Genomic DNA, 24,352 nt, shown 5'->3' with positions numbered 1-24,352 from the left:
CAAAAAAAGGCCCGCATTGCGCGGGCCTTCTTTATTGGCGGAGCAGGACGGTGATCAACCCGCGACCAACACCCGAATCGCTTCCAGTCGCAGCGCCGCCTTGTCCAGCATGGCCAGGCCTTGCTCGCGTTGGGTGCGCAGGGCAACCAGTTCGCTGTCACGCACGGTCGGGTTGACCGCTTGCAACGCGGTCAGGCGCGCCAGTTCTTCGTCGGTGTCTGCCGCCAGGCGACGCTTGGCCTCGGCCACACGCTCGGCGTGACGCGGGGTGATCTTCTCTTCACCTGCGTTGATCCGTGGCGTCAGCTGATCGCGCTGGGCTTGGATAAATTTGTTGGCGCTGGCGCGTGGCACGCTTTCCAGCTGGTCGTTGAGGGTTTCAAACGACACGCGGCTGGACAGGTCGTTGCCATTGGCATCCAACAGGCAGCGCAGGGCGGCCGGTGGCAGGTAACGGCCCAGTTGCAGCGAACGCGGGGCCACCACTTCACTGACGTAGAGCAGTTCCAGCAACACGGTGCCCGGCTTCAGCGCCTTGTTCTTGATCAGCGCCACGGCGGTGTTGCCCATCGAACCGGACAGCACCAGGTCCATGCCGCCCTGCACCATCGGGTGTTCCCAGGTGATGAACTGCATGTCTTCACGGGACAGCGCCTGGTTACGATCGTAGGTGATGGTCACCCCTTCGTCGTCACCCAGCGGGAAGCTGGCGTCGAGCATTTTTTCGCTGGGCTTGAGGATCAGCGCGTTTTCCGAATGGTCTTCGCTGTCGATGCCGAACGCGTCGAACAGGGTTTCCATGTAGATCGGCAGGGCGAACTGGTCGTCTTGCTCCAGGATGTCCTCGACCAGCGCATCACCTTCACCCGCGCCGCCGGAGTTGAGTTCCAGCAGGCGGTCGCGACCAGTGTGCAGCTCTTCTTCAAGACGCTCGCGCTCGGCACGGGCCTCGTCGATCAGGGCTTGCCACTCGCCGTCGTCGGCATTTTCCAGCAGCGGCAGCAGGCGTGGGCCGAACTGGTGCTGCAAGGCGTTGCCGGTCGGGCAGGTGTTGAGGAAGGCGTTCAGCGCTTCGTGGTACCACTGGAACAGGCGCTCTTGCGGGCTGGTTTCCAGGTACGGCACGTGCAGTTCGATCACGTGCTTCTGGCCGATCCGGTCCAGACGGCCGATCCGCTGTTCCAGCAGGTCGGGGTGGGATGGCAGGTCGAACAGCACCAGGTGGTGGGAGAACTGGAAGTTGCGGCCTTCACTGCCGATTTCCGAGCAGATCAGCACCTGGGCGCCAAATTCTTCATCGGCGAAGTAGGCGGCGGCGCGGTCACGCTCGAGGATGTTCATGCCCTCGTGGAACACCGTGGCCGGAATGCCGGAGCGCACGCGCAGCGCGTCTTCCAGGTCCATCGCGGTTTCGGCGTGGGCGCAGATCACCAAAACCTTGGTGCGCTTGAGCATTTTCAGCTGGTCGATCAGCCACTCTACCCGTGGGTCGAAGCGCCACCAGCGGTTTTCTTCTTCGACGTCCGGCTGCGACTGGAAGCTGACTTCCGGGTACAGCTCGGCGTGTTCGCCCAGCGGCAATTCCAAGTACTCGTCCGGGTTCGGCAGCGGGTAGGCGTGCAGCTTGCGCTCCGGGAAGCCTTGCACGGCGGCGCGGGTGTTGCGGAACAGCACGCGGCCAGTGCCGTGACGGTCGAGCAACTCACGCACCAGGCGTGCGCTGGCTTCGGTGTCGCCATCGTTGACGGCGGTGAGCAGCGCTTCACCTTCGTTGCCGAGGAAACCCTGGATGGTCTTGTGTGCCGCAGGGGAGAGGCGCCCCTTGTCCAGCAGCTCCTGCACGGCTTCGGCGACCGGGCGATAGTTCTCGCTTTCGGCGCGGAAGGCTTGCAGGTCGTGGAAACGGTTCGGGTCGAGCAGGCGCAGGCGCGCGAAGTGGCTGTCCTGGCCCAACTGTTCCGGGGTGGCGGTGAGCAGCAGCACGCCCGGGATCACTTCGGCCAGTTGTTCAACCAGCGAGTACTCGGGGCTGGCCTTGTCTTCGTGCCACACCAAGTGGTGAGCTTCGTCGACCACCAGCAGGTCCCAGCCCGCAGCGAACAACGCGTCCTGGGCCTTTTCGTCGTCCACCAGCCACTCCAGTGCGACCAGCGCCAACTGGGTGTCTTCGAACGGGTTGGTGGCATCGCTTTCGATAAAGCGTTCTTCGTCGAACAGCGCAACCTGCAGGTTGAAGCGGCGGCGCATTTCCACCAGCCATTGGTGCTGCAGGTTTTCCGGGACCAGGATCAGCACGCGGTTGGCGCGGCCCGACAGTAATTGGCGATGGATCACCAGGCCGGCTTCGATGGTTTTGCCCAGGCCCACTTCGTCAGCCAGCAATACCCGAGGCGCGATACGGTCAGCGACTTCGCGGGCGATGTGCAGTTGGTGAGCAATAGGTTGCGCACGCACGCCACCCAGGCCCCAGAGCGAGGACTGCAACTGGCGGCTGGTGTGTTCCAGGGTGTGGTAGCGCAGCGAGAACCAGGCCAGCGGGTCGATCTGCCCGGCGAACAGACGGTCGCTGGCGAGGCGGAACTGGATGAAGTTGGAGAGTTGGGTTTCCGGCAGGGTGACCTGCTCGTTCTGCCCATTGAGGCCGTGGTACACCAGCAGGCCATCGACGTCGTCGACTTCCTGCACGGTCATTTTCCAGCCTTCGAAATGGGTGATGGAGTCGCCCGGCGAAAACCTCACGCGAGTGAGGGGCGCATTCCGTAGCGCATACTGGCGGGTGTCGCCAGTGGCCGGATAGAGCACGGTCAACAAGCGGCCGTCCTGTGCCAGAACGGTGCCTAACCCCAGCTCTGCTTCGCTGTCACTAATCCAGCGTTGCCCCGGTTGATACTGCTGCGCCATGCTGCCTGACTCCCGCCGTGAAAAAGCCGACTATCTTAACGGAACAAGCCCCCACGCCCAAGGACTCTGAGAAAAACTACTCCCTTGGCGCGGCGTATCGGAGGCTGAATCGACGGGTGGCGGGCACTTGCGAGTGTCGACTGGGTCACAGGTTGGCGAGCCTGTGCTCAAGTCGCCCTGCAACCCGCCGAAAGCCTGTTGATCAGGAGAATAATCATTATGCTGCCACCCATGTTGCCCGTCAGCGTTGTGCCGGTGACGTCACAACTCGATCCGGTGCGCCAGAAGCCGGATATCCCGCCCGTGGTACCCGTTCAGCCGGGCTCCAACGAGAGCACGATCGACCTGAAAAAGGGCGATGCCGAGACCTCGACCTTTTTGCTGCGTGAAGAACAACGGCGCCAGCAGGAACAGCAGAAACGCCGGCGCGAGGCCGACGAAGACCCGGAGCAGCACCTGGCCATTCCGGGGGACCTGCTCAACGCCGACAACACCGTGCCGGTGGTGCCGTTGATCGAAGATGCCCCGCGCCAGGGCTTGTGGGTGGACGTCGAGGTTTAGTCGCGCAATTCCCGTAGAGCGGCTATCAGCAACTCGATATCGTGCTCGTTATTGAGCGGGCTGACTGAAATACGCACCACGCTTTCCAGGCCCCGCGCCTGCATGTCCAGCGGCGTATACGCGACACCGTTGGCCCCGATGTTAATGCGCTTCAACCCCAAGCGCCGCTTGAGTTCAAAGGCATCCCAGCCAGCCAGGTTGAAGGCGATCAAGCCGGACTGACGAGTACCCAGGTCGTGCAGGGTAATGCCCTCAATCCCTTGCAACGCTTCGCGGATTTGCGCGCTGGTCTGCGAAACCCTCTCCCAGACGCGCTCGATGCCCAGTCGATTCATCTCCTGCAGCGCATTGCCCAGCCCCGCCAGCAAGGCGAAGGATGTTTCGCTGGTTTCAAAGCGCCGTGCATCATTGCGCAGGTCAAACCCTTGGGCGGTCCAGGGCGCCGAAAACACGTCGCGCTGAGCAGGGTTCAACCGCCCAAGAAAGTCCGGTCGCACATAGAGCAGCGCCGTGCCTCGCGGCCCACGCAGGTGCTTGCGCCCCGCCGACTTGAGCACATCGCACTGCAGCGCTTGCACATCCACCGGCACCTGGCCCACGGCTTGTCCGGCATCGATGAAGTAGGGGATGGCGTGACGCCTGGCCACGTCGCCAATGGCTTGGGCAGGGTTGATCAGCCCGCCATTGGCCGGGAGCCAGGTGAGGTCGATCAACTTCACGCTGGCATCAATCATCGACCCCAGCGCCAGCGGGCAGACGGCACCGCTTTCATCACAGGGGATGACTTCTATCCGGGCGCCGGCTTGCACCGCCAGGTCCATGCTCGCCAGGTTGCCCCCCCATTCATGGCGGCCCACGAGAATGCGATCGCCCGGCTGCCAGGGCCCCAAGGCCTGGAATGCCATGCTCCAGGCGGTCGAGCCACTGCTGGCAAATGCGATGGATGAGGCGGGGGCGTTAAGCAGTTGCGCGGCGGCACGACGGGCTTTTTCCATCAGCACTGCGCCATGTTCGCTGGCCTCCATTGGGCCGTCGCGGGCCTCCCGCTTCAGTTGCTCGATGATCGCGTCGAGAGTCGCCTGGCTGGGCAGGGAGGCGCCGGCTGGGTTGAAGTGCACGATGCCGGACTGGCAGCCAGGCGTCTCATCCCGTAACTGCAGGACGTCGAGCGGGCTCACGGGCGCAGCTCGAACATTGCATCAACCTCCACGGCCACACCGGCGGGCAGGCTGGAAACACCGACGGCGGTGCGCACGTGCCGGCCCTTTTCGCCGAGGGCGTTGACCAGCAGGTTGGAGGCACCGTTGGCGACCACGCTTTGTTGCTTGAAGTCGCCGCTGCTGGCGATAAACACCCCCAGGCGCACGGTACGCACCAGGCGCGACAGGTCATCTCCGAGGGCATCGCTCAACTGCCCGAGCAGGCCCAGGGCCGCCAGCTCTGCCGCGTGTGCGCCTTCGTCATCGCTGATGGACTCGCCCAGCCGACCGACATAAGCCGGTTTACCCTCCACCAGGGGAATTTGCCCGGACACGAACAGGTGGTGCTGGCTCACGACATGGTTGATGTAGTTGGCAATCGGCTGGCTGGGCGTGGGCAGGGTGAGGCCCAGGGCTTGCACGCGTTGGCGGAGGGAGTCGCTCATGATGAAACCTCTCTGTTCAGGAGGTTCCAGCATGTGAGGTGTGGCGATAGGCGACAAACGGATAGATCTCACGCGACGTATCGAAAAAACTCACGCGTCGGCGCAGGCCTCCTTCAGCCATTCGCTAAAACACGCAGCGGCTTCGCTGGTAGCGCCTTGGGGGGCGATGAGCCAATAGCCAATGTCGCTGTGATAGGGCGGCCAATCAAAGGCTTCCACCAGGCTGCCGTCCTGCAGCCGACGCTCGATCAGGCGATGACGGCCCATGGCAATGCCTTGGCCGGCCACGGCGGCTTCGACCACGATGTTGTAGTCGTGCAGCATTACGCGGGGGTTGCGGGTGAGGTCGACCTGGTAGTGCTCGGACCAGTCGGTCCATTCAAATGGCCGGTGCGATGTTGCCATCAGCAGCGGGCTGTCATGCAGGGCCTTGAACGTCGGGCTGCACACCGGGGAGATGACTTCTGGCATCAATCGCGTGGCCTGCACGTCGGGCCAGTCGCCCTTGCCGTAGCGGATGGCCAGGTCAACTTCGGCGCCAGCGACGTTGGCCAGTTGGATCGCCGGCAACAACTCCACCTGGATATGCGGATAACGGTTCAGAAAGGCGGCCAGGCGTGGCGCCAGCCATAGGGTGGCGAAGGAGGCCAGCAGCCCGACGCGCAGCACGGTGGTGCTGGGCGCCGTTCTCTGGGCGCGAGTGGCGGCGGCGATGGCGTCGAGCGCTGGGCGGATTTCGTTGTAGTACTGTTGGCCGTCGGTAGTCAGATCGATGGCGCGGGTGCGTCGGATAAATAGCGGTTTACCCAGGTGCTGCTCTAATTTCTGCACCTGATGACTGAGGGCACTTTGGGTGACCGACAACTCGTTCGCCGCCTTGATAAAACTCAGATGCCGCGCGACGGCCTCGAAGGCACGCAGGGCCAGCAGTGGCGGAAGGTCGTTGTGCAGGGCCACCGGGTGCGCCTCCTGATTCGGGGGGAAAGTGCCGATTTTGGGCGATGGCCTGCTTTTTGTCGCCGGCTGATTTGCCGTTGGGCGGGGGAGGCCGCATTATTGAGCCATTCCCTCCACGACGTAAGCCAAGCCATGAGTGAAGACGACAAGCTAATCGACCTGAATGCCGAACGTGCCAAGCGCGTGCATGACCTCAATGACAAGCGCCTGAATGAAGTGCGCCAGGCATTCGAACAGGCCATGCCACTGGGCAAAGTGAAGAAAAAGCCGAAGAACAAGCCAAAAAAGCGTTGAAACAGCCTGCATCCGTTGATGCAGGTCAGTTATTGCCCTTCTTTACGCCCCGTCGCGGGCGACATTGATCCCCGTCAATTTTCCAATCCGCCTTCTCCATTAACTTAGCCCTATCGCAACAGGGCAAGTGCAGGAGGCCGGTCATGTTTTTCGATAATGTGGTGTTTGCCGGAGTGCTGACTGTAAGCCTCATGGTGATGTTTTTTGTAGGGTTTGGATTTTTTATCTGGAAAGACGCGAACAAGCGTAAAAAACCATAGGTCTTTCCGGATTACATGGGCACGCAAGGCATTTTGGGCGACTTCGGTCGCCCTTTTTTTGCCTGCTATTTGAGTCGGTTTCTACAAAAATACGAACATAAAAAAAGGTGCGACCCTCGCGGATCGCACCTTTTTTATTACCGCCGGGTTATCAGCTACCCAGCGCCTTGGACGCCAGCCAGAACAACCCGGCCGACAGGGCCACGGTGGCGGGCAGGGTCAGCACCCAGGCCATCAGGATGGTCTTCACGGTGCCGCCTTGCAGGCCGCTTTTGTTTGCGACCATGGTACCGGCCACACCCGACGACAGTACGTGGGTGGTGGATACTGGCAGCGCAAAGATGTTGGCAAAGCCAATCATGGTTGCGGTGGTGATCTGCGCCGACATGCCCTGGGCATAGGTCATGCCCTGCTTGCCGATCTTCTCGCCGATGGTCAGAACCACACGCTTCCAGCCCACCATGGTGCCCAGGCCCAAGGCCAGTGCAACGGCGAGGATTACCCAGAACGGTGCGTATTCGGTGGTGGCGGTCAGGTCTTTGCGCAGCTTGTCGAGGTCGGATTTCTCACGGGCATCCAGGCCTGGCAGCTTGCCGACTTTCTTCGCGGTGTCGTCCAGGCAGAGCAGATAGCGACGCACTTCAATGCGCTGGTCAGAAGTCAGCGAATGATAGTCGGACACGCCTTTCAAGGTGTCGACCAGCGCGTTGATGGTCGGCTCGGTCTGCTGTGGGTTGCACTGGAACTTGCCTGGCAGATCGTTCTTCACGCTTTTGCCCAGGGCCAGGAACTCGCCGAGCGTGGCGTTGTTGCGCTGGTAGAACTGGCTCAAATGCACGGTCGCATCGCGAGTACGTTCGATCTGGTAAGTGGTGCTGCCCAAGTCGAGTACGAACTGTGCCGGCACGATACCGATCAGCACCAGCATGATCAGGCCGATACCTTTCTGGCCGTCGTTGGAGCCGTGCACAAAGCTCACGGCCATGGCGGAGATCACCAGGACCAGGCGGTTCCAGAATGGCGGGTGCTTCTTGTCATCGAGCTTGCGGCGCTGGTCTGGGGTCTTGTGCATCTTCGACAGCGGGCGCCACCACTTCAGGCCGATCAGCACCAGGGCTGCGACCAGGAAGCCGGCCATCGGCGAGAACACCAGGGAGGCGCCGATATCCACCGCTTTCTGCCAGTTCACACCGTCAGCCAGGGGGATGTCGTTGATCAGGGCATTGGCCAGGCCGACACCGAGGATCGAACCGATCAGGGTGTGGGAACTGGAGGCCGGGATACCGAAGTACCAGGTGCCCAGGTTCCAGGTGATCGCCGCTGCCAATAAAGAGAAGACCATCGCCAGGCCATGGCCGGTGTTCACGTTGATCAGCAACTCCACCGGCAGCAAGTGCACGATGGCGTAGGCGACACCGACACCACCGAGCAACACGCCGAGGAAGTTGAACACCCCGGAGAAGAACACGGCCAGGTGTGGCGGCATGGCTTTGGTATAGATGACTGTGGCCACCGCGTTAGCGGTGTCATGAAAGCCATTGATGAACTCGAAGGCGAGGACAAAGGCCAGGGCGAGCAACAGGCTCACGAGAACCCAAGCATCCAGTCCGCTGAATAAATCGATCATGAAGGTTTTCTGACCCGGTCGTAAGGGGGCGCGATTATGCCAGAAAACCTCAGTAATCGATGCACTAGCTGCTCATCGGTAACAATCTTCCCTGAAAAAAAACCGGTAAAAGGCGTGCATCCCAGGGTTTTCGGGGCTCTGGCAAGTCTTTGATTTATAAAGCGCAGGGGGTCTAGGGCGGGGGATTGTCACAAAATCGTCACCCCTGAAACATTTGTATGAAATTTTACAGACGGCAGTGGTATGCAAAGTGGCTGGCTACTAGCTATGTGCCAGTAGCCGAGGCCAAACCTTGAGGCTCAAACCAAATTGCTTATGGCTCTTCGGTTTTGAGTTCCTGTTCAATCTTTTGGATTTCCTGGGCAAATGCCTGGTCGAGCAGGCTGGCTCGTTTACGCCATGGTTTGCGTTCAGGTTCAGGCTGGGCGGCGTAGGTGGTGACTTCCCCGCCGTAAACGTCCTTGTAACGTTGCTCCTGGCGCTCAAGTTCCGCGCGCAGTTCATCTTTCGTCACATTGTTACCTAATTAGTAGAGAGTAAATACGTTGCAGCGTTATGCCGGAATGCGCCCTCGGGGTGTCCCAAGTTGATCCGTAGAAACGTCCAACTTCGGAATAGGTAAGGGCGGCACTTGATGAGTGCAGTCATTCGGGGCAAGTAGTTGCAATCGACACTGCACGACCCGTGCAGTGCCTGGCGAGCTCCAGTCCCGATCATGCAACCGGGCGGACCTGCGCATAGCGTGCATTATAGCGGCGCATTTGAATAACACTATCAGCATAAAGTTAAAAACCGTCAACTTTGTGTGAGCGTTTTGTTACACGACCCCTTGGGTAACTGCGCAAATATTGGCGTCATAAACTCACCTAACTTCGGAGATTAATAAGCACCGCTTAATTTCCAACAGCCCTGCACCCCGGCCATGGCTGTCCGCCGGCAAATTGCGATAATCGATTGGCCGTCCGATAATCGCACAATGTTGTCGGCCCTGCCTTGTGCATCCCGGCTGACGCGGCTTGTAATAGCAGCCAAACCTCCCCTGCGGTTGACAATAAGAGAAAGGATCCCGACATGAACGATCAATTGCGCAATTCCTTCGCGTCAGTGGCGCCGCCGATCGTTGCTTCGCCGGCCAAGCGCATCCAGGCGTTTACCGGTGATCCGGACTTCATGACCTCCCTGGCCCGTGGCCTGGCCGTGGTGCAGGCGTTTCAGGAGCGCAAGCGTCACCTCACCATCGCGCAGATCAGCCACCGTACCGAAATCCCCCGCGCCGCCGTGCGCCGTTGCCTGCACACCTTGATCAAGCTCGGCTACGCCACCACTGACGGGCGGACCTATTCGCTGTTGCCCAAAGTCCTGACCCTGGGCCACGCCTACCTGTCGTCGACGCCGCTGGCGGTGTCGGCCCAGCCTTATCTGGACCGCATGAGCGAGCAACTCCACGAAGCCTGCAACATGGCCACCCTCGAAGGCGACGACATTCTCTACATCGCCCGTTCGGCCACCACCCAGCGCCTGATTTCCGTGGACCTGTCGGTGGGTGGCCGGCTGCCGGCCTATTGCACCTCCATGGGGCGCATCCTGCTCGCGGCGCTGGACGACGCCTCGCTGCAGGATTACCTCGACCATGCCGATCTGCAAACCAAGACCAGCCGCACCCTGACCACGCCTGAGGCGCTGTTCGAATGCCTGCAACAAGTGCGTCAGCAGGGCTGGTGCATCGTCGACCAGGAACTCGAACAGGGCCTGCGTTCCATTGCCGTGCCGGTCTATGACGCCTCCGGCCAGGTGCTGGCTGCGTTGAACGTCAGCACCCACGCCGGCCGGGTCAGCCGCAGCGAGCTGGAACAACGCTTCCTGCCGAGCATGCTCAGCGCCAGCCGCGAGTTGAGCGCGCAGCTGTTTGCCTAAGCTGTTCGGTGACCGCACAGATCCCGGTCTGGTCAATTGACGCTGTTTCCCCTGGCTTATTAATGTGCGGCAGCGCTTTGAGCGCCGCCCAATAATAACGACGACCCCAGGTCGTCAGCCCGCCATCGGTGTGGAAATAAAAATAATGAATCAGCCCTCTGTCGGTACTACGTTGGACGTCCAGTCCTTCATCAACACCCAGCCACTGTCACGCTACCAGTGGCGCGTGGTGATCCTGTGTTTCCTGATTGTCTTCCTCGATGGCCTCGACACCGCCGCCATGGGCTTCATCGCGCCTGCGCTGTCCCAGGACTGGGGCATCGACCGCGCCAGCCTCGGCCCGGTGATGAGCGCCGCGTTGATCGGCATGGTTTTCGGCGCGCTGGGCTCTGGCCCCCTGGCGGATCGTTTCGGTCGCAAAGTGGTGCTGGTGGGTGCGGTGCTGGTGTTTGGCGCGTTCAGCCTGGCCTCGGCCTACAGCAGCAACGTCGACCAGCTGCTGGTGCTGCGCTTCCTCACCGGGCTGGGCCTGGGCGCGGGCATGCCGAATGCGACAACGCTGCTGTCGGAGTACACCCCCGAACGCCATAAGTCGCTGCTGGTGACCAGCATGTTCTGCGGCTTCAACCTGGGCATGGCCGGGGGCGGGTTTATCTCGGCCAAGCTGATCCCGGCGTTCGGCTGGCACAGCCTGCTACTCATCGGCGGCATCCTGCCGTTGATCCTGGCGTTGGTGTTGTTGGTGTGGCTGCCGGAATCGGCGCGTTACCTGGTGGTGCGTAACCGGGGGACCGACAAGGTGCGCAAAACCTTGTCGCCCATCGAGCCTTCTATCGTTGCGCAGGCCAGCCATTTCAGCGTTCCCGAGCAGAAAACCGTCAAGGCGCGCAACGTGTTTGCGGTGATCTTCTCCGGCACCTACAGCGCCGGCACCTTGCTGCTGTGGCTCACCTACTTCATGGGTTTGGTGATCGTGTACCTGCTCACCAGCTGGTTGCCGACCCTGATGCGCGACAGCGGCGCCAGCATGGAACAAGCGGCGTTTATCGGTGCGCTGTTCCAGTTCGGCGGCGTGTTGAGCGCGGTGGGCGTGGGGTGGGCCATGGACCGCTTCAACCCCCACAAGGTCATCGGCACGTTCTACCTGCTGGCCGGGGTATTTGCCTACGCAGTAGGGCAGAGCCTGGGCAATATCACCTTGCTTGCCACCCTGGTGCTGATTGCCGGGATGTGCGTCAACGGTGCGCAATCGGCGATGCCCTCCCTGGCCGCACGCTTCTACCCGACCCAGGGCCGCGCCACGGGCGTGTCGTGGATGCTGGGTATCGGTCGCTTCGGCGCGATCCTGGGTGCATGGATGGGCGCGACCTTGCTCGGCCTGGGTTGGAACTTCGAGCAGGTACTCACCGCGCTGGTGATCCCCGCCGCGTTGGCCACGGCGGCTGTCGTCATCAAAGGGATGGTCAGCCACGCCGATGCTACCTGACGTTCCCTTGTAGGAGCCGGCTTGCCGGCGATGGCATCACCTCGGTAAACCTGATTGACCGAGGTGCCTGTATCGCCGGCAAGCCGGCTCCTACAGAGCGTCGTACCCAGATAAATAGCCAGGCAACAATCCGTTCGATAATCGAACACTGAGTCGATTATCGGATTGTTCGGCCCATTTCCCCGGCTTAATCTTCAAGCACTTCGGCGCCACCTCAGCGCCTTTTTCGATCAACACCGGGAGCCCGAACCCCATGGCTGAAATCCTCGCGCTGCGTGACGCGGTGAAGCAATTCGTGAACGACGGCGATACCGTCGCGCTGGAAGGCTTCACCCATCTGATCCCTACGGCAGCGGGTCATGAAATCATTCGTCAGGGCAAGAAAGACCTGACGCTGGTGCGTATGACGCCTGACCTGATCTACGACCAGTTGATCGGTGCCGGCTGCGCCCGCAAGCTGATTTTCTCCTGGGGCGGCAACCCAGGTGTGGGCTCCCTGCATCGCCTGCGCGACGCGGTCGAGAAGCAATGGCCGCAACCGCTGGAAATTGAAGAGCACAGCCACGCCGACCTGGCCAATGCCTACGTCGCCGGTGCATCGGGCCTGCCTTTTGCGGTGCTGCGTGCCTACGCCGGTTCCGACCTGCCCAAGGTCAATCCACTGATCAAGACTGTGACCTGCCCGTTCACCGGTGAAGTGCTGGCGGCGGTGCCCTCGGTGCGTCCGGATGTCACCGTGATCCATGCACAAAAAGCCGACCGCAAGGGCAACGTGTTGCTGTGGGGCATCCTTGGCGTGCAGAAGGAAGCGGCCCTGGCGGCCAAGCGCTGCATCGTCACCGTCGAGGAAATCGTCGACGACCTCAACGCGCCCATGAACAGTTGCGTGCTGCCGACCTGGGCCCTGACTGCGGTGTGCCATGTTCCCGGTGGCGCGCATCCGTCCTACGCTCACGGCTACAACGAGCGTGACAATCGCTTCTACCAGGCGTGGGACCCGATCGCCCGCGACCGTGAGACCTTTACCGCCTGGATCAACGAATACATCCACGGCACTGCCGACTTCACCGACTTCCAGGCCAAGCTGGCCACCGCGCAGGAGGCCAAGTAATGGCTTACTCGACCAATGAAATGATGACCGTCGCCGCCGCGCGCCGCCTCAAGAACGGCTCCGTCTGCTTCGTGGGCATCGGCTTGCCGTCCAAGGCGGCCAACTTGGCGCGCCTGACGTCGTCGCCGGATGTGGTGCTGATCTACGAGTCTGGCCCGATTGGCGCCAAGCCCACGGTACTGCCGCTGTCCATCGGTGATGGCGAGCTGGCGGAAACCGCTGACACCGTGGTGCCCACCGGTGAGATCTTTCGCTATTGGCTGCAGGGCGGGCGCATTGACGTCGGCTTTCTCGGGGCGGCCCAGGTCGATCGCTTCGGCAATATCAACACCACCGTGGTCGGTGACTACCACCAGCCCAAAGTGCGCCTGCCGGGTGCCGGTGGGGCGCCGGAAATTGCCGGCTCGGCCAAGAGCGTGCTGATCATCCTCAAGCAGTCGGCGCGTTCGTTTGTCGACAAACTGGACTTCATCACCTCGGTCGGCCACGGCGAAGGCGGCGACTCGCGTAAACGCCTGGGGCTGCCGGGCGCGGGGCCTGTAGGGATCATTACCGACCTGTGCATTATGGAACCGGAAGCGGGCACCCATGAATTCGTAGTCACCGCGCTGCACCCTGGCGTAACCCGTGAGCAAGTGGTGGCGGCCACCGGTTGGGCGATTCGTTTTGCTGACCAGGTCGACACCACCGCCGAACCGACTGAAGTAGAGCTGACCGCCCTGCGTGACCTTGAAGCACGCACCGCGGCCGCCCATGGCCAAGCGCCGGGAGAAGCCTGATGCGCGACGTATTTATCTGTGATGCCATTCGTACCCCCATCGGCCGTTTCGGCGGTGGCCTGTCCACCGTTCGTGCCGATGATTTGGCGGCGCTGCCGATCAAGGCCCTGATTGAACGTAACCCGTCTGTGGACTGGCAGGCCGTCGATGAAGTGTTCCTCGGCTGCGCCAACCAGGCCGGCGAAGACAACCGCAACGTGGCACGCATGGCGCTGTTGCTTGCGGGCCTGCCGGAGAGCATTCCGGGTGTGACCCTCAACCGCTTGTGCGCCTCGGGCATGGACGCGATCGGCACCGCCTTCCGCGCCATCGCCAGCGGCGAAATGGAGCTGGCGATTGCCGGTGGCGTCGAGTCGATGTCCCGCGCGCCGTTCGTCATGGGCAAGGCCGACGCGGCGTTCTCACGCAACATGAAGCTGGAAGACACCACCATCGGCTGGCGCTTTATCAACCCGTTGATGAAGGCCCAGTACGGCGTGGATGCGATGCCGCAGACCGCCGACAATGTGGCCGACGACTACAAGGTGTCCCGCGCCGACCAGGACGCCTTCGCCCTGCGCAGCCAGCAACGCACTGCTGCGGCGCAGGCCGCCGGCTTTTTCGCCGAAGAGATCGTGCCGGTGCGGGTTGCGCATAAAAAAGGCGAAACCGTGGTGGAGCATGACGAGCATCCACGCGACACCACCCTGGAAGCCCTGGCCAAGCTCAAGCCGGTCAACGGCCCGGACAAAACCGTCACCGCTGGCAACGCCTCGGGCGTGAACGACGGTGCGGCGGCGCTGATCCTGGCCTCCGCCGAAGCGGTCAAGAAACATGGCCTGACCGCCCGCGCCCGCGTATTGGGCATGGCTAGCGCTGGTGTCGCGCCGCGTGTGATGGGCATCGGCCCGGTGCCGGCCGTGCGCAAGCTGGTCGAGCGTCTTGGCCTGGCCGTGACCGATTTCGACGTGATCGAACTCAACGAGGCCTTCGCCAGCCAAGGCCTGGCCGTGCTGCGTGAACTGGGCATCGCCGACGACGCGCCGCAGGTCAACCCGAACGGCGGCGCCATCGCCCTCGGCCATCCACTGGGCATGAGCGGCGCGCGGCTGGTGCTGACGGCCCTGCATCAACTTGAAAAAACCGGTGGCCGCAAAGGCCTGGCGACCATGTGTGTCGGTGTTGGCCAAGGCCTGGCCCTGGCGATTGAACGCATCTAATAAGAGAGGATTGCTCCATGAGTGACAAGCCCGGATACCGGCGCCCGCAAGCGGGCACTCAACCTGATTACCTGCACCCGGCCTACCAGTCGACGAACCTGCGTTCGCCGTCGCAGCCCTTGGTATTCCTGCCCCATTCCTTGTCGGAAATCACCGGCCCGACCATCGGCGCCGAGCGCGTCAATGAGAAGGACAACGACCTCACCGCCCAGCATGAAGGCGAGCCCCAGGGCGAACGCATCATCATCCACGGCCGTGTGCTCGACGAAAACGGCCTGCCGGTGCCGGGCATCCTTGTCGAGATCTGGCAAGCCAACGCCGCCGGCCGCTACAACCACAAGCGCGATGTGCACGACGCGCCGCTGGACCCGAACTTCACCGGTACCGGCCGCACCGTCACCGACGCCGATGGCTGGTACCAGTTCCAGACCATCAAGCCCGGTGCCTACCCGTGGGGCAACCACCACAACGCCTGGCGCCCGGCGCATATCCACTTTTCGCTGTTCGGCCCGAGCGTGCTGACGCGGCTGGTCACGCAGATGTATTTCCCCGGCGACCCGCTGCTGGAGTACGACCCGATCTACAACTGCGTGCCGGACACTTCGGCCAAGCAACGTTTGATCGCCAGCTTCGACCTGGAAAAAACCATTCCTTCCTATGCCCTCGGCTACCGCTGGGACATCGTCCTGCGCGGCCGCGACGCCACGCCGATGGAGAAATGAGATGACACTCAACGCGACCACGTCCCACACCGTCGGGCCGTATTACCACATCGGCCTGACCTGGCTGAACCGCGAAGACCTCACCGTGGCCGCCACCCTTGGCGAGCGTGTGGCGATCAGCGGGCAAGTGGTGGATGGCAACGGCGATGTCGTCAATGACGCCATGCTCGAAGTCTGGCAGGCCAATGCCGCCGGCAAATATGACCACCCGGAAGATGAGCAGGACAAAGCCGTCGACCCGAACTTCGAAGGTTTCGGCCGGGTGCCGGTGGATGCCGAAGGGCGGTTTCGCTTTACCACCATCAAGCCAGGTGCGGTGCCGGGCCTGAAAGGCACGACCCAGGCGCCACACTTGGTGGTGCTGGTGTTTGCCAGGGGCTTGGTGAAGCACTTGCTGACGCGGATTTATTTCGAGGGCGAGGCGCTGAATGGGGATGACCCGTTGCTGGCGTGTGTGCCGGCAGATCGGCGCGAAACCTTGATTGCCAAGCAGGATGCAGAGGGTGTGCATCAGTGGAATGTGATTTTGCAGGGTACAGACCGGGAAACAGTGTTCTTTGATTATTGAGTTGGCTTGAGAGCATTCGCGAGCAAGCCCGCTCCCACATTCGATCGAGTTTCACCTCTGGAATGCGGTCAACTGTGGGAGCGGGCTTGCCCGCGAAGAGGCCCTCACAGGCACGACATACCTAAAAGTCTTGTTGCGGAACGAGCTTGTTGCAAAGTATGTCTAGGCTACACACGTTCCCACTGAGTGAAAAATCATGACAACAACAACGAGTCACTACACCGGAGAAGAACGCAGCAAACGGATTTTTGCGATCGTCGGGGCGTCCTCCGGCAACCTCGTCGAATGGTTCGACTTCTACGTCTATGCCTTCTGCGCCATTTACTTTGCCCCGGCGTTCTTCCCGTCGGACGACCCCACGGTCCAACTGCTCAACACCGCCGGTGTGTTCGCCGCGGGCTTCCTGATGCGACCTATCGGCGGCTGGCTGTTTGGCCGGGTCGCTGACAAGCACGGGCGCAAGAATTCGATGATGATCTCGGTGCTGATGATGTGCGCCGGTTCCCTGGTCATCGCCTTCCTGCCTACCTACAAAGACATCGGCGCCTGGGCCCCGGCGTTGCTGTTGGTGGCGCGCCTGTTCCAGGGTTTGTCGGTGGGTGGCGAATATGGCACCACCGCGACCTACATGAGTGAAGTCGCGCTCAAGGGCCAGCGCGGTTTCTTCGCGTCGTTCCAGTACGTGACCCTGATCGGCGGGCAACTGCTGGCAGTGCTGGTGGTGGTGATCCTGCAACAGATCCTCACCGAAGAGGAATTGCGCGCCTGGGGCTGGCGGATTCCGTTCGTGATCGGCGCCATTGCGGCAGTGATCTCGCTGCTGCTGCGTCGCACCCTCAAGGAAACCACCAGCAAGGAAACCCGCCAGGACAAGGACGCCGGCAGCATCGCCGCGTTGTTCCGTGACCACAAGGCGGCGTTTATCACCGTGCTCGGCTATACCGCCGGTGGCTCGCTGATTTTCTACACCTTTACCACCTACATGCAGAAATACCTGGTGAACACCGCCGGGATGCACGCCAAGACCGCCAGCTACATCATGACCGGCGCGCTGTTCCTCTACATGTGCATGCAGCCGCTGTTCGGCATGCTGGCCGACAAGATCGGCCGTCGTAACTCAATGCTGTGGTTTGGCGCGCTGGGCACCCTGTGCACGGTGCCGATCCTGCTCAGCCTGAAAACCGTCAGCAGCCCGTTCCTGGCCTTTGTGTTGATCACCCTGGCCCTGGCCATCGTGAGTTTCTACACCTCGATCAGCGGCCTGGTGAAAGCCGAAATGTTCCCGCCGCAAGTGCGCGCCCTGGGCGTTGGCCTGGCGTATGCGGTGGCCAACGCGATCTTCGGGGGTTCGGCGGAATACGTAGCCCTGGGCCTGAAGTCCATGGGCATGGAAAACACCTTCTATTGGTACGTCACCGCCATGATGGCGGTGGCCTTCCTGTTCAGCTTGCGCTTGCCGAAACAGGCGGCGTACTTGCACCACGATTTGTAAGGGACGGGTTATGACACTGCGCACGAGCAATCAATTGTTCGACGCTTACTTCACGGCGGACAGCATGGCCGAGGTGTTCTGCGACCAGGGACGCTTGCAGGGCATGCTGGATTTTGAAGCCGGGTTGGCCCGGGCCCAGGCCCGGGTCGGGGTGATTCCCCAGGCGGCGGTCGCGCCCATCGCCCAGGCATGCCTGGCGTCGCTGTACGACGTCGATGCCCTTGGCGTGGCGATTGCCACGGCGGGGAATTCGGCGATTCCGTTGGTGAAGGCGCTGGGCAAGTTGATTGCCAGTGAAGATGCCGGGGCCGAGCGCTATGTGCACCTGGGCGCGACCAGCCAGGATGTGATGGACACCGGCCTGGTGCTGCAACTGCGGCGAGCGGTTGCGTTGATCGAAGCGGACCTGGCGCGCCTGGGCGACATTCTCGCCAGCCAGGGCCAGCGTTATGCCGGTGTGCCCTTGGCGGGGCGGACCTGGCTGCAGCATGCGACGCCGGTCACCCTGGGGATGAAAATCGCCGGTTGGCTGGGGGCAGTGACCCGCAGTCGCCAGCGTCTGGCAGAGCTGAAGCCGCGCCTGCTGGTGCTGCAATTCGGCGGTGCGTCCGGCACCCTGGCAGCGCTTGGCGAGCAGGCAATGCCCGTGGCCCAGGCGCTGGCAGCGGAGCTGCAACTGAGCCTGCCCGAGCAACCCTGGCACACCCAGCGCGATCGCCTGGTCGAACTCGCCAGCGTGCTCGGTTTGATCGCCGGCAGCCTGGGTAAATTGGGCCGCGATATCAGCCTGTTGATGCAGACCGAAGCGGCGGAAGTTTTCGAACCTTCGGCGCCGGGCAAGGGCGGTTCTTCCACCATGCCGCACAAACGCAACCCGGTGGGCGCAGCCGTGCTGATCAGCACGGCCACCCGTGTGCCGGGCCTGGTGGCGACGATGTTCAGCGCCATGCCCCAGGAACACGAGCGCAGCCTGGGCCTGTGGCATGCCGAATGGGAAACCTTGCCGGAGATCTGCCGCCTGGTGTCTGGTGCACTGCAACAGGCTTTGCTAGTGAGCGAAGGCTTGGAAGTCGACCCGCAGCGCATGGCGCAAAACCTCGAACTGACCCAGGGCCTGGTGTTGGCCGAAGCCGTGAGCATCGTGCTCGCCCAGCGACTGGGCCGGGAAACGGCACACCACCTGCTGGAGCAATGCTGCAAGCGTGCTGTCGCCGAGGGGCGCCACTTGCGTGCGGTACTGGCGGATGAACCGCAGATCACTGCCGAGCTGTCAGCGGCCGAATTGGACCGCCTGCTCGACCCGGCCCATTACCTGGGCCTGGCGCAAACGTGGGTCACCCGCGCTGTAGCCGAACACTTTGCTTGAGGAGACCACCGTGGCATTTGTACACCTCGCCGATGGCGAACTGCATTACCAATTGGATGGGCCCGTGGATGCGCCCGTGCTGGTGCTGTCCAACTCATTGGGCACCGACCTGCATATGTGGGACATCCAGATCCAGGCCTTTACCCAACATTTTCGCGTGCTGCGTTTTGATACCCGTGGCCATGGCAAGTCTCTGGTCACGGCGGGGCCCTACAGCATCGAGCAACTGGGTCGCGATGTGATCGCGTTGCTGGATGCGCTGGATATTCAACGTGCGCATTTCTGCGGCTTGTCCATGGGCGGCCTGATCGGCCAATGGCTGGGCATCAACGCCGGCGAACGCCTGCAGCGCCTGGTGGTGTGCAACACCGCTGCCAAGATCGGCACGCCCGAAGTGTGGAACCCGCGCATCGAGATGGTGCTGCGTGATGGCGCGGCAGCGATGGTCGCGCTGCGCGACGCATCGATTGCGCGCTGGTTCACCGCTGATTTCGCGGCGGCCAACCCGCACCAGGCCAAGCAGATCACTGACATGCTCGCAGCGACCTCGCCTGAAGGTTACGCCGCCAACTGCGCGGCGGTGCGTGACGCCGATTTCCGCGAGCAGCTGTCTTCGATCAAGGTGCCGACCCTGGCAATTGCCGGCACCGAAGACGCGGTCACCCCGCCCGCCGGCAGCCACTTTATCCAGCTCCATGTACAGGGCGCCGAATACGCCGAGTTCTATGCGGCGCACCTGTCGAACGTGCAGGCGGGCGCGGCGTTCAGTGACCGTGTGCTGGAATTTCTGCTGGCGCACTAAACCTGTGGCAAGGGCGCCTGCTGTAGTGAGCGGGCTTGCCCCGCGCTGGGGCGCGAAGCGTCCCCAATGAAGGCAACACACTTTTTCAGATGAGCCCGGAGTTATCAGGTTTAAGGACCGCTCCGCAGCCCAGCGCGGGACAAGCCCGCTCACCACCAGTAATCGATTTGAATACGGAGAATTTTTTTGGACGAGAAACAACGTTATGCCGAGGGCCTGCAAGTGCGCCGTGAAGTGCTGGGCGATGCCCATGTCGACCGCAGCCTCAATGCCCTGACCGAGTTCAACAGCGAGTTCCAGGAAATGATCACCCGCCACGCCTGGGGTGACATCTGGACCCGTCCCGGCCTGCCACGGCATACCCGCAGCCTGATCACCATCGCCATGCTCATCGGCATGAACCGCAGCGAAGAACTCAAGCTGCACCTGCGCGCCGCAGCCAGCAACGGCGTGACCCGCGCCGAGATCAAGGAAGTGCTGATGCAGAGCGCAATCTACTGCGGGATACCCGCGGCGAATGCGACGTTCCACCTGGCCGAATCGGTGTGGGATGAACTGGGTGTCGAGTCACGCCAGGCTGACTGAGTTGAAATACAGTCAAAATGTGGGAGCGGGCTTGCTCGCGAAAGCGGTGGTTCAGTTAATACCTGTGCTGACTGACACATCGCATTCGCGAGCAAGCCCGCTCCCACAGTTAATCTTTACAGGGTTTCAAAAATTAGTGGGAATCCGCATCCCACACCCAATTCCACACCCCCGGCAAATGCACCGGCTCACTCACATCCTTCACCGTCCGCGCCAACGCAGCGCGTTGAAGCCCAGCCGTATCGGTGTAGAACGGTTCGGCAGCAGTCTTCATGCCGTTGATCCGCGCGCTGTCCAGCAGGATCTGCAAGTACTCCTGCATATGCCGCGCGGTATAGCGGTTGATGTCGTGGAAAGTCACCACCACCGGTATCACCCCGTCCACTGTCGGCAACTCACCCAACGCAATGCGCTCGCGCACCACCGACAGTTGCCGGTATAAATTGGCTCGGCGGCGCGGGCTGCCGTTGAAGCCCCATATCTTGCCGTCATTGGCGCTCAGGTCCGTCAGTAATACGTGCATGCCATGGCGCTGGTAAGCGGCGAAGGTGCGTCGGTCGTAATTCCAGAACGGCGGGCGCACCAGCACTGGCGGTGCTCCGGTGATTGAAGCGATGTCTGCTGCACCCTGGCTGAGGGTGCGCTCCAGTTCTGCGTCGCCGAGCCAGCGATGGTTGGTATGAAACCCCGTGGCCGTGTGGAACGCCAGGATATGCCCGCCGGTATACTCACGCGCCATGGTCTTGCGCCCCCGCGAACTGCCGCCGGAGCGCGCGGCTTCGGTCTGCAGGAAGAACACCGCCTTGATCCCCGGCAGTATCGGGTTGTGCGCCAGGTCGGCCATCACTGAACGGCTCGGGTTGTTGTAGCCCGACGCACTGGGGCCATCGTCGAAGGTCAGCAAGAAGCGAATAGGCGCTTGGGTTTGCAAGCGTTGTGCGGTCTGCGGCGTCAGGGCGATGGGGGCACCGATGCAGCCGCTGAGGCTCAGGGCCAGGGCAAGCAAGGCGGATGCGATGGCGAAGGATTTCATGGTGTGCGCGGGCTCGATTGGAAGGCCGCTGCTGGGTGGATCAGCAGCGGCAGGCGCGCACCATACAGCAAGATAGCGAGTGTGAGTTCACCGGCTGACAAACGAGTGTTAATCCGGCTCAGCCAAGGTAATGGGTACGCAAAGGCATACCCATTTCTTCGTTGAAGGCGTTTTCTGTGAAGGGTTTCGGGTTGGCGGGCGTCTCGGGCGTGGTGGGCAGCCCCACGGCTTGAAGTTCGCTGTTGGAAACTTCAACGGAGCTCCCCTCAAAAACCTCCGTGGTTGAGCCCGCCAACGCGGTGCCGTTACCGCCGTTATAGGCGTGGACCATCTCGTGGTAGAGCATTGTGATGGGGGAGTAAGTCACGCCCGCCAATACGCCCAGGGAAGAGCGGTTATAGGTGATTTCAGCCCGATCGGCCTGTGACCCCGGTACACCGTCCACCATGAAGCCCCACTTGGGATCATCGCCGACAACGGGCGGGCGTTCGTGCTGCAATAAGCTCTTGAGCTCCTGGCTGCCATAGGTGTAGCCGCTTCCTGTGTCGAGCAGGTCCTCCACCAGTGTCACGGGTGCACCGTTTCGCTGGGCGATCGCATTGATTTCGGCAAGCATCCGTTGGCCCTGGGGAGAACTGCGCAGCAAGGCCAGATCGTCCTCGACCCTTTGGATAAAAGCGGTCGAGCCTTTGATGGCAAACCCTGAAAGGGGCGAATGGTCCGTGGTGACGGTGGTTAAGACCGATCCATTGAGACGCTTGATTGCATCGCTGGATTGAGCGTAGATCAGGTCGCCAGGGCGATTGGCAATGATCGTGTCGCTGCCGTCGCCGGTGTAGAACGTCGTACGGTCGTGGCCGATCAAACAATCGTCGCCGGCGCCGCCATGCAAGACCGTATGGCCGTTGCCGGCGTACAGTCGATCATTGCCGCGACCGCCGTCCACGTAGCTCGATTTGCCTTTCGGTCCCGCACCGGCGTAGATACGGTCATTGCCTTCGTTACCGTAGATGACGCTATCGCCACTACCGCCGAAAATCATGTCGTCGCCGTCATTGCCTTCGGCGTAGCCAAGGCCGCTGCCCAAACGCAATTGGTCGTTGCCGGCACCACCGAACAGGCGGGTGTCACCGCCGCCGGCACGCACTTGGTCATTGCCGTCTCCGGCGTCCACCGTGATGGGTTGCCTCACATTGGCGTCAATGCGGACCTTGTCGTCACCGTCATGGGTCTTGAGGTGAAAGGTGAGCGGCTGACCGTCCTGATCTTCACTGTCAAAACAATACAACTGGCCGTTGACACGCACATCCAATTGGCCGGGGCGTGACTGGCTGATATGGATCTGGTCTGCGTTGTCGCCGGTTTCAAGGATAAGGCTGTTGCTGACACTGTAGGTTAGGTCATGTTCCCAGACTGACTGCCCAAACGCTTTCAAATTGCCGTCATCCAGAAACGGATGCCGATGAGCTTGGGCCGGATTGTCGGGGGTGAACGCCAGGCGGGGAGGTTGGGCCGGCGAGTAGTGGCTGTTGCTGAAAACCACCGGGCGCACAGCCGGTGAACTGTGCGCTCCATCGGGATGGCGAGGGATACAGTGTGTATTACGATTTGCTACGTCCATGTGTGACCTCTCTCGAAGACCAGGTGTTGGCCTTGCCTCTAGACATTGGCCGGACGCGTCAAATCGTTCCCTTGATCAATGTAATCAAGTTTTACAGCAGGCTTATCGGGTAACTGACGATAAACCGGTTTTCATCGAACTCGTTGTTGCTGTAGTCGCGGCGCATGCTGGAGTTACGCAGGCGTACCGTGAGGTTTTTCAAGCTGCCGCTTTGCACGGTGTAGCCCAATTCGCTTTCGCGGCCCCATTCCTTGCCGTCGGTGAGGGTGCCGGTGTGCACGTTGCTGCCGCTGATGTAGCGGTTCATCAGGGTCAGGCCGGGCACGCCGAGGGCGGCGAAGTTGTAGTCGTGGCGCACTTGCCAGGATTTTTCCTGGGCATTGTCGTAGCTGCTGTTGTAGCTGTCGTTGGCCAGGGTGCCGCCGCTGGTGCCGTTGACGCGCATCCAGGCGCTGTTGCCGGTGAGCTTTTGCAGGCCGACGTAAAAGGTGTTGCCGCCGTATTTGGCGGAGAACAGCCCGGACCAGGTTTTATTGTCCAGGTTGCCAGCGCGGGCGCTGCCGTCGTCCTTGCCGTAGAAAAAGCCGAGGTTGGCCCCCAGGGTCCAGGCGCCGATGGGCTGGCTGTGGATCAGGTTGACGAACTGCTGGCTGTAGATGTCCTTGAGCTGGGCATTCCACAGGCCGATCTGGGTGCGCTTGTCGTTGAACGCATACTCGCCGCCCTGGAAGTTGAAGCGGTCGGAGGTAAAGGCGGTTTTACCGAACATCGACATGTCGCTCATGCTGCTGTCGTCACGCGGGCTGTTGGCACGGAACTGGCCGCCATAGAGGGTCAGGCCGTCGATTTCCTTGGAGGTGATCTGCCCGCCGCGCAGGGTCTGCGGCAGGGAGCGGCCATCGTCCGAGCGCAGGATCGGCAGCACTGGCATCCATTCGCCGACCTTCACTTCGGTCTTGGAAATGCGCGCCTTGAACGCTACCCCCAGCCGCCCGAATTGATCCGCAGGGCGGCCGTCATGGTCCAGCGGCAACAGCTGGGTGCCGCCGGTGCCGCGTCCGCCATCGAGCTTCAACGAATACAGCCCCAGCACATCCACGCCGAACCCCACGGTACCCTGGGTAAAGCCGGACTTGGCGTCGAGGATGAAACTCTGCGTCCACTCCTGCGCGCCACCTTGGGCCTTGGTGGGGTTGGTGTAATTGCGGTTGAAGAAGAAATTGCGCAGGTTGAGGTTGGCGCTGGCGTCTTCGAGAAAGCCGTGTTCCTCGGCGACAACGGGGAGGGCCAGGCTGGCGACAGCGGTAGCCAGCAGCAGCCGGCGCGGGTGGAAAGTGCTCATGGTGTCGGACCTGTTGTTATTGGGTTTATGCAGGTGGCGGCCATGGTGCGCGGCGGTGCGGGGGCGATGAAAGTGGGGGAGAGCGGG

23 protein-coding genes are annotated in these 24,352 nt (G+C 61.8%); 14 read left to right on the top strand and 9 right to left on the bottom strand.

Annotated features, from left to right (window positions below; all coding sequences use genetic code 11):
- Positions 1 to 54: 54 nt before the first annotated feature.
- Positions 55 to 2,901, bottom strand: a complete 2,847-nt coding sequence (rapA, locus tag AC0IYN_RS03570; RefSeq protein ID WP_406597777.1) for an RNA polymerase-associated protein RapA — start codon at positions 2,899 to 2,901, stop codon at positions 55 to 57.
- Positions 2,902 to 3,120: 219 nt separating this feature from the next.
- Here rapA and AC0IYN_RS03565 point away from each other — a divergent pair, with 219 nt between their 5' ends.
- Positions 3,121 to 3,462 (top strand): aspartate-semialdehyde dehydrogenase, encoded by a 342-nt coding sequence (locus AC0IYN_RS03565; RefSeq protein WP_078047265.1) that lies wholly within the window; start codon positions 3,121 to 3,123, stop codon positions 3,460 to 3,462.
- Here the strand turns inward: AC0IYN_RS03565 and AC0IYN_RS03560 are convergent.
- The 3 genes from AC0IYN_RS03560 to AC0IYN_RS03550 form a co-directional block, all read right to left on the bottom strand.
- Positions 3,459 to 4,640, bottom strand: coding sequence for an aminotransferase class V-fold PLP-dependent enzyme (locus AC0IYN_RS03560; protein WP_471840545.1), 1,182 nt, complete (start codon positions 4,638 to 4,640; stop codon positions 3,459 to 3,461). The two genes, AC0IYN_RS03565 and AC0IYN_RS03560, sit on opposite strands and share 4 nt — an antisense overlap.
- Positions 4,637 to 5,107 carry a RidA family protein gene (locus AC0IYN_RS03555; protein WP_406597779.1) on the bottom strand — a complete coding sequence of 157 codons (471 nt, stop codon included), beginning with the start codon at positions 5,105 to 5,107 and terminating at the stop codon, positions 4,637 to 4,639. The genes AC0IYN_RS03560 and AC0IYN_RS03555 overlap by 4 nt, the downstream gene beginning before the upstream one ends.
- A 90-nt stretch (positions 5,108 to 5,197) precedes the next feature.
- The gene (locus AC0IYN_RS03550) at positions 5,198 to 6,064 is read right to left on the bottom strand and encodes a LysR substrate-binding domain-containing protein (RefSeq protein ID WP_458376484.1); all 867 of its coding nucleotides are present in this window, start codon (positions 6,062 to 6,064) and stop codon (positions 5,198 to 5,200) included.
- Positions 6,065 to 6,163: 99 nt separating this feature from the next.
- Between AC0IYN_RS03550 and AC0IYN_RS03545 the strand changes: the two genes are divergently transcribed.
- Positions 6,164 to 6,358 carry a hypothetical protein gene (locus AC0IYN_RS03545; protein ID WP_141537463.1) on the top strand — a complete coding sequence of 65 codons (195 nt, stop codon included), beginning with the start codon at positions 6,164 to 6,166 and terminating at the stop codon, positions 6,356 to 6,358.
- A gap of 143 nt (positions 6,359 to 6,501) precedes the next feature.
- Positions 6,502 to 6,618 (top strand): cytochrome c oxidase subunit CcoM, encoded by a 117-nt coding sequence (gene ccoM / locus AC0IYN_RS03540; RefSeq protein WP_275957920.1) that lies wholly within the window; start codon positions 6,502 to 6,504, stop codon positions 6,616 to 6,618.
- Positions 6,619 to 6,769: 151 nt separating this feature from the next.
- Here the strand turns inward: ccoM and AC0IYN_RS03535 are convergent, their stop codons facing one another.
- The gene (locus AC0IYN_RS03535; RefSeq protein WP_010212339.1) at positions 6,770 to 8,245 is read right to left on the bottom strand and encodes an inorganic phosphate transporter; all 1,476 of its coding nucleotides are present in this window, start codon (positions 8,243 to 8,245) and stop codon (positions 6,770 to 6,772) included.
- Positions 8,246 to 8,558: 313 nt separating this feature from the next.
- Positions 8,559 to 8,759 carry a hypothetical protein gene (locus AC0IYN_RS03530; RefSeq protein ID WP_003189295.1) on the bottom strand — a complete coding sequence of 67 codons (201 nt, stop codon included), beginning with the start codon at positions 8,757 to 8,759 and terminating at the stop codon, positions 8,559 to 8,561.
- 557 nt (positions 8,760 to 9,316) lie between these two features.
- On the opposite strand from AC0IYN_RS03530, the gene pcaR reads away from it, so the two are divergent.
- The 11 genes from pcaR to pcaC all read left to right on the top strand — a co-directional run bounded on the left by pcaR (position 9,317) and on the right by pcaC (position 20,269).
- Positions 9,317 to 10,159 carry a pca regulon transcriptional regulator PcaR gene (gene pcaR / locus AC0IYN_RS03525; RefSeq protein ID WP_025855315.1) on the top strand — a complete coding sequence of 281 codons (843 nt, stop codon included), beginning with the start codon at positions 9,317 to 9,319 and terminating at the stop codon, positions 10,157 to 10,159.
- 145 nt (positions 10,160 to 10,304) lie between these two features.
- The gene (gene pcaK, locus AC0IYN_RS03520; protein ID WP_406597781.1) at positions 10,305 to 11,645 is read left to right on the top strand and encodes a 4-hydroxybenzoate transporter PcaK; all 1,341 of its coding nucleotides are present in this window, start codon (positions 10,305 to 10,307) and stop codon (positions 11,643 to 11,645) included.
- Positions 11,646 to 11,898: 253 nt separating this feature from the next.
- Positions 11,899 to 12,756 (top strand): CoA transferase subunit A, encoded by an 858-nt coding sequence (locus AC0IYN_RS03515; protein WP_406597782.1) that lies wholly within the window; start codon positions 11,899 to 11,901, stop codon positions 12,754 to 12,756.
- A complete protein-coding gene (locus tag AC0IYN_RS03510) occupies positions 12,756 to 13,535 on the top strand; it encodes a CoA-transferase subunit beta (protein ID WP_457266669.1) in 780 nt (259 codons plus the stop codon). Before AC0IYN_RS03515 ends, AC0IYN_RS03510 begins: the two co-directional genes overlap by 1 nt.
- On the top strand, positions 13,532 to 14,734 hold the full coding sequence (gene pcaF / locus AC0IYN_RS03505) for a 3-oxoadipyl-CoA thiolase (RefSeq protein ID WP_406597803.1): 1,203 nt from the start codon (positions 13,532 to 13,534) through the stop codon (positions 14,732 to 14,734). The genes AC0IYN_RS03510 and pcaF overlap by 4 nt, the downstream gene beginning before the upstream one ends.
- 17 nt (positions 14,735 to 14,751) lie before the next feature.
- Positions 14,752 to 15,456 (top strand): protocatechuate 3,4-dioxygenase subunit beta, encoded by a 705-nt coding sequence (pcaH, locus tag AC0IYN_RS03500; RefSeq protein WP_078047275.1) that lies wholly within the window; start codon positions 14,752 to 14,754, stop codon positions 15,454 to 15,456.
- Between the two features lies 1 nt (position 15,457).
- Positions 15,458 to 16,024: a protocatechuate 3,4-dioxygenase subunit alpha gene (gene pcaG / locus AC0IYN_RS03495; RefSeq protein WP_323623890.1), complete on the top strand. Its 567-nt coding sequence runs from the start codon at positions 15,458 to 15,460 to the stop codon at positions 16,022 to 16,024.
- A gap of 196 nt (positions 16,025 to 16,220) precedes the next feature.
- Positions 16,221 to 17,516, top strand: coding sequence for an MFS family transporter (locus tag AC0IYN_RS03490; protein WP_078047277.1), 1,296 nt, complete (start codon positions 16,221 to 16,223; stop codon positions 17,514 to 17,516).
- A gap of 10 nt (positions 17,517 to 17,526) precedes the next feature.
- A complete protein-coding gene (locus tag AC0IYN_RS03485; RefSeq protein ID WP_471840540.1) occupies positions 17,527 to 18,882 on the top strand; it encodes a 3-carboxy-cis,cis-muconate cycloisomerase in 1,356 nt (451 codons plus the stop codon).
- Positions 18,883 to 18,892: 10 nt separating this feature from the next.
- On the top strand, positions 18,893 to 19,684 hold the full coding sequence (pcaD, locus tag AC0IYN_RS03480) for a 3-oxoadipate enol-lactonase (protein ID WP_406597785.1): 792 nt from the start codon (positions 18,893 to 18,895) through the stop codon (positions 19,682 to 19,684).
- Between the two features lie 186 nt (positions 19,685 to 19,870).
- The gene (gene pcaC / locus AC0IYN_RS03475) at positions 19,871 to 20,269 is read left to right on the top strand and encodes a 4-carboxymuconolactone decarboxylase (RefSeq protein ID WP_010212318.1); all 399 of its coding nucleotides are present in this window, start codon (positions 19,871 to 19,873) and stop codon (positions 20,267 to 20,269) included.
- Positions 20,270 to 20,402: 133 nt separating this feature from the next.
- Here pcaC and AC0IYN_RS03470 read toward each other — a convergent pair whose 3' ends face one another.
- The 3 genes from AC0IYN_RS03470 to AC0IYN_RS03460 all read right to left on the bottom strand — a co-directional run bounded on the left by AC0IYN_RS03470 (position 20,403) and on the right by AC0IYN_RS03460 (position 24,265).
- Positions 20,403 to 21,302 (bottom strand): polysaccharide deacetylase family protein, encoded by a 900-nt coding sequence (locus AC0IYN_RS03470; RefSeq protein WP_471840538.1) that lies wholly within the window; start codon positions 21,300 to 21,302, stop codon positions 20,403 to 20,405.
- A 118-nt stretch (positions 21,303 to 21,420) separates the two neighbouring features.
- Entirely contained in the window at positions 21,421 to 22,923 is a 1,503-nt protein-coding gene (locus AC0IYN_RS03465) for a M91 family zinc metallopeptidase (protein ID WP_471840536.1), read from the bottom strand.
- Positions 22,924 to 23,014: 91 nt separating this feature from the next.
- Complete coding sequence (locus tag AC0IYN_RS03460; RefSeq protein WP_457248279.1) at positions 23,015 to 24,265, bottom strand: OprD family porin; 1,251 nt, start codon at positions 24,263 to 24,265, stop codon at positions 23,015 to 23,017.
- Positions 24,266 to 24,352 lie beyond the last annotated feature (87 nt).

This window comes from Pseudomonas sp. AC112, from assembly GCF_979253545.1.
The sequence above is the reverse complement of the archived record's forward strand: the minus strand, read 5'-3'. Positions and strand labels throughout refer to the sequence as shown.

Excerpts from the sequence above, each read along its gene's own strand:
- pcaK (WP_406597781.1), top strand. The coding sequence starts at position 10,305 with ATGAATCAGCCCTCTGTCGGTACTACGTTGGACGTCCAGTCCTTCATC.
- rapA (WP_406597777.1), bottom strand. The coding sequence starts at position 2,901 with ATGGCGCAGCAGTATCAACCGGGGCAACGCTGGATTAGTGACAGCGAA.
- AC0IYN_RS03565 (WP_078047265.1), top strand. The coding sequence starts at position 3,121 with ATGCTGCCACCCATGTTGCCCGTCAGCGTTGTGCCGGTGACGTCACAA.
- ccoM (WP_275957920.1), top strand. The coding sequence starts at position 6,502 with ATGTTTTTCGATAATGTGGTGTTTGCCGGAGTGCTGACTGTAAGCCTC.
- AC0IYN_RS03460 (WP_457248279.1), bottom strand. The coding sequence starts at position 24,265 with ATGAGCACTTTCCACCCGCGCCGGCTGCTGCTGGCTACCGCTGTCGCC.
- AC0IYN_RS03485 (WP_471840540.1), top strand. The coding sequence starts at position 17,527 with ATGACACTGCGCACGAGCAATCAATTGTTCGACGCTTACTTCACGGCG.
- AC0IYN_RS03470 (WP_471840538.1), bottom strand. The coding sequence starts at position 21,302 with ATGAAATCCTTCGCCATCGCATCCGCCTTGCTTGCCCTGGCCCTGAGC.
- AC0IYN_RS03490 (WP_078047277.1), top strand. The coding sequence starts at position 16,221 with ATGACAACAACAACGAGTCACTACACCGGAGAAGAACGCAGCAAACGG.
- AC0IYN_RS03555 (WP_406597779.1), bottom strand. The coding sequence starts at position 5,107 with ATGAGCGACTCCCTCCGCCAACGCGTGCAAGCCCTGGGCCTCACCCTG.
- AC0IYN_RS03515 (WP_406597782.1), top strand. The coding sequence starts at position 11,899 with ATGGCTGAAATCCTCGCGCTGCGTGACGCGGTGAAGCAATTCGTGAAC.
- pcaG (WP_323623890.1), top strand. The coding sequence starts at position 15,458 with ATGACACTCAACGCGACCACGTCCCACACCGTCGGGCCGTATTACCAC.
- pcaH (WP_078047275.1), top strand. The coding sequence starts at position 14,752 with ATGAGTGACAAGCCCGGATACCGGCGCCCGCAAGCGGGCACTCAACCT.
- AC0IYN_RS03535 (WP_010212339.1), bottom strand. The coding sequence starts at position 8,245 with ATGATCGATTTATTCAGCGGACTGGATGCTTGGGTTCTCGTGAGCCTG.
- AC0IYN_RS03510 (WP_457266669.1), top strand. The coding sequence starts at position 12,756 with ATGGCTTACTCGACCAATGAAATGATGACCGTCGCCGCCGCGCGCCGC.
- AC0IYN_RS03465 (WP_471840536.1), bottom strand. The coding sequence starts at position 22,923 with ATGGACGTAGCAAATCGTAATACACACTGTATCCCTCGCCATCCCGAT.
- pcaR (WP_025855315.1), top strand. The coding sequence starts at position 9,317 with ATGAACGATCAATTGCGCAATTCCTTCGCGTCAGTGGCGCCGCCGATC.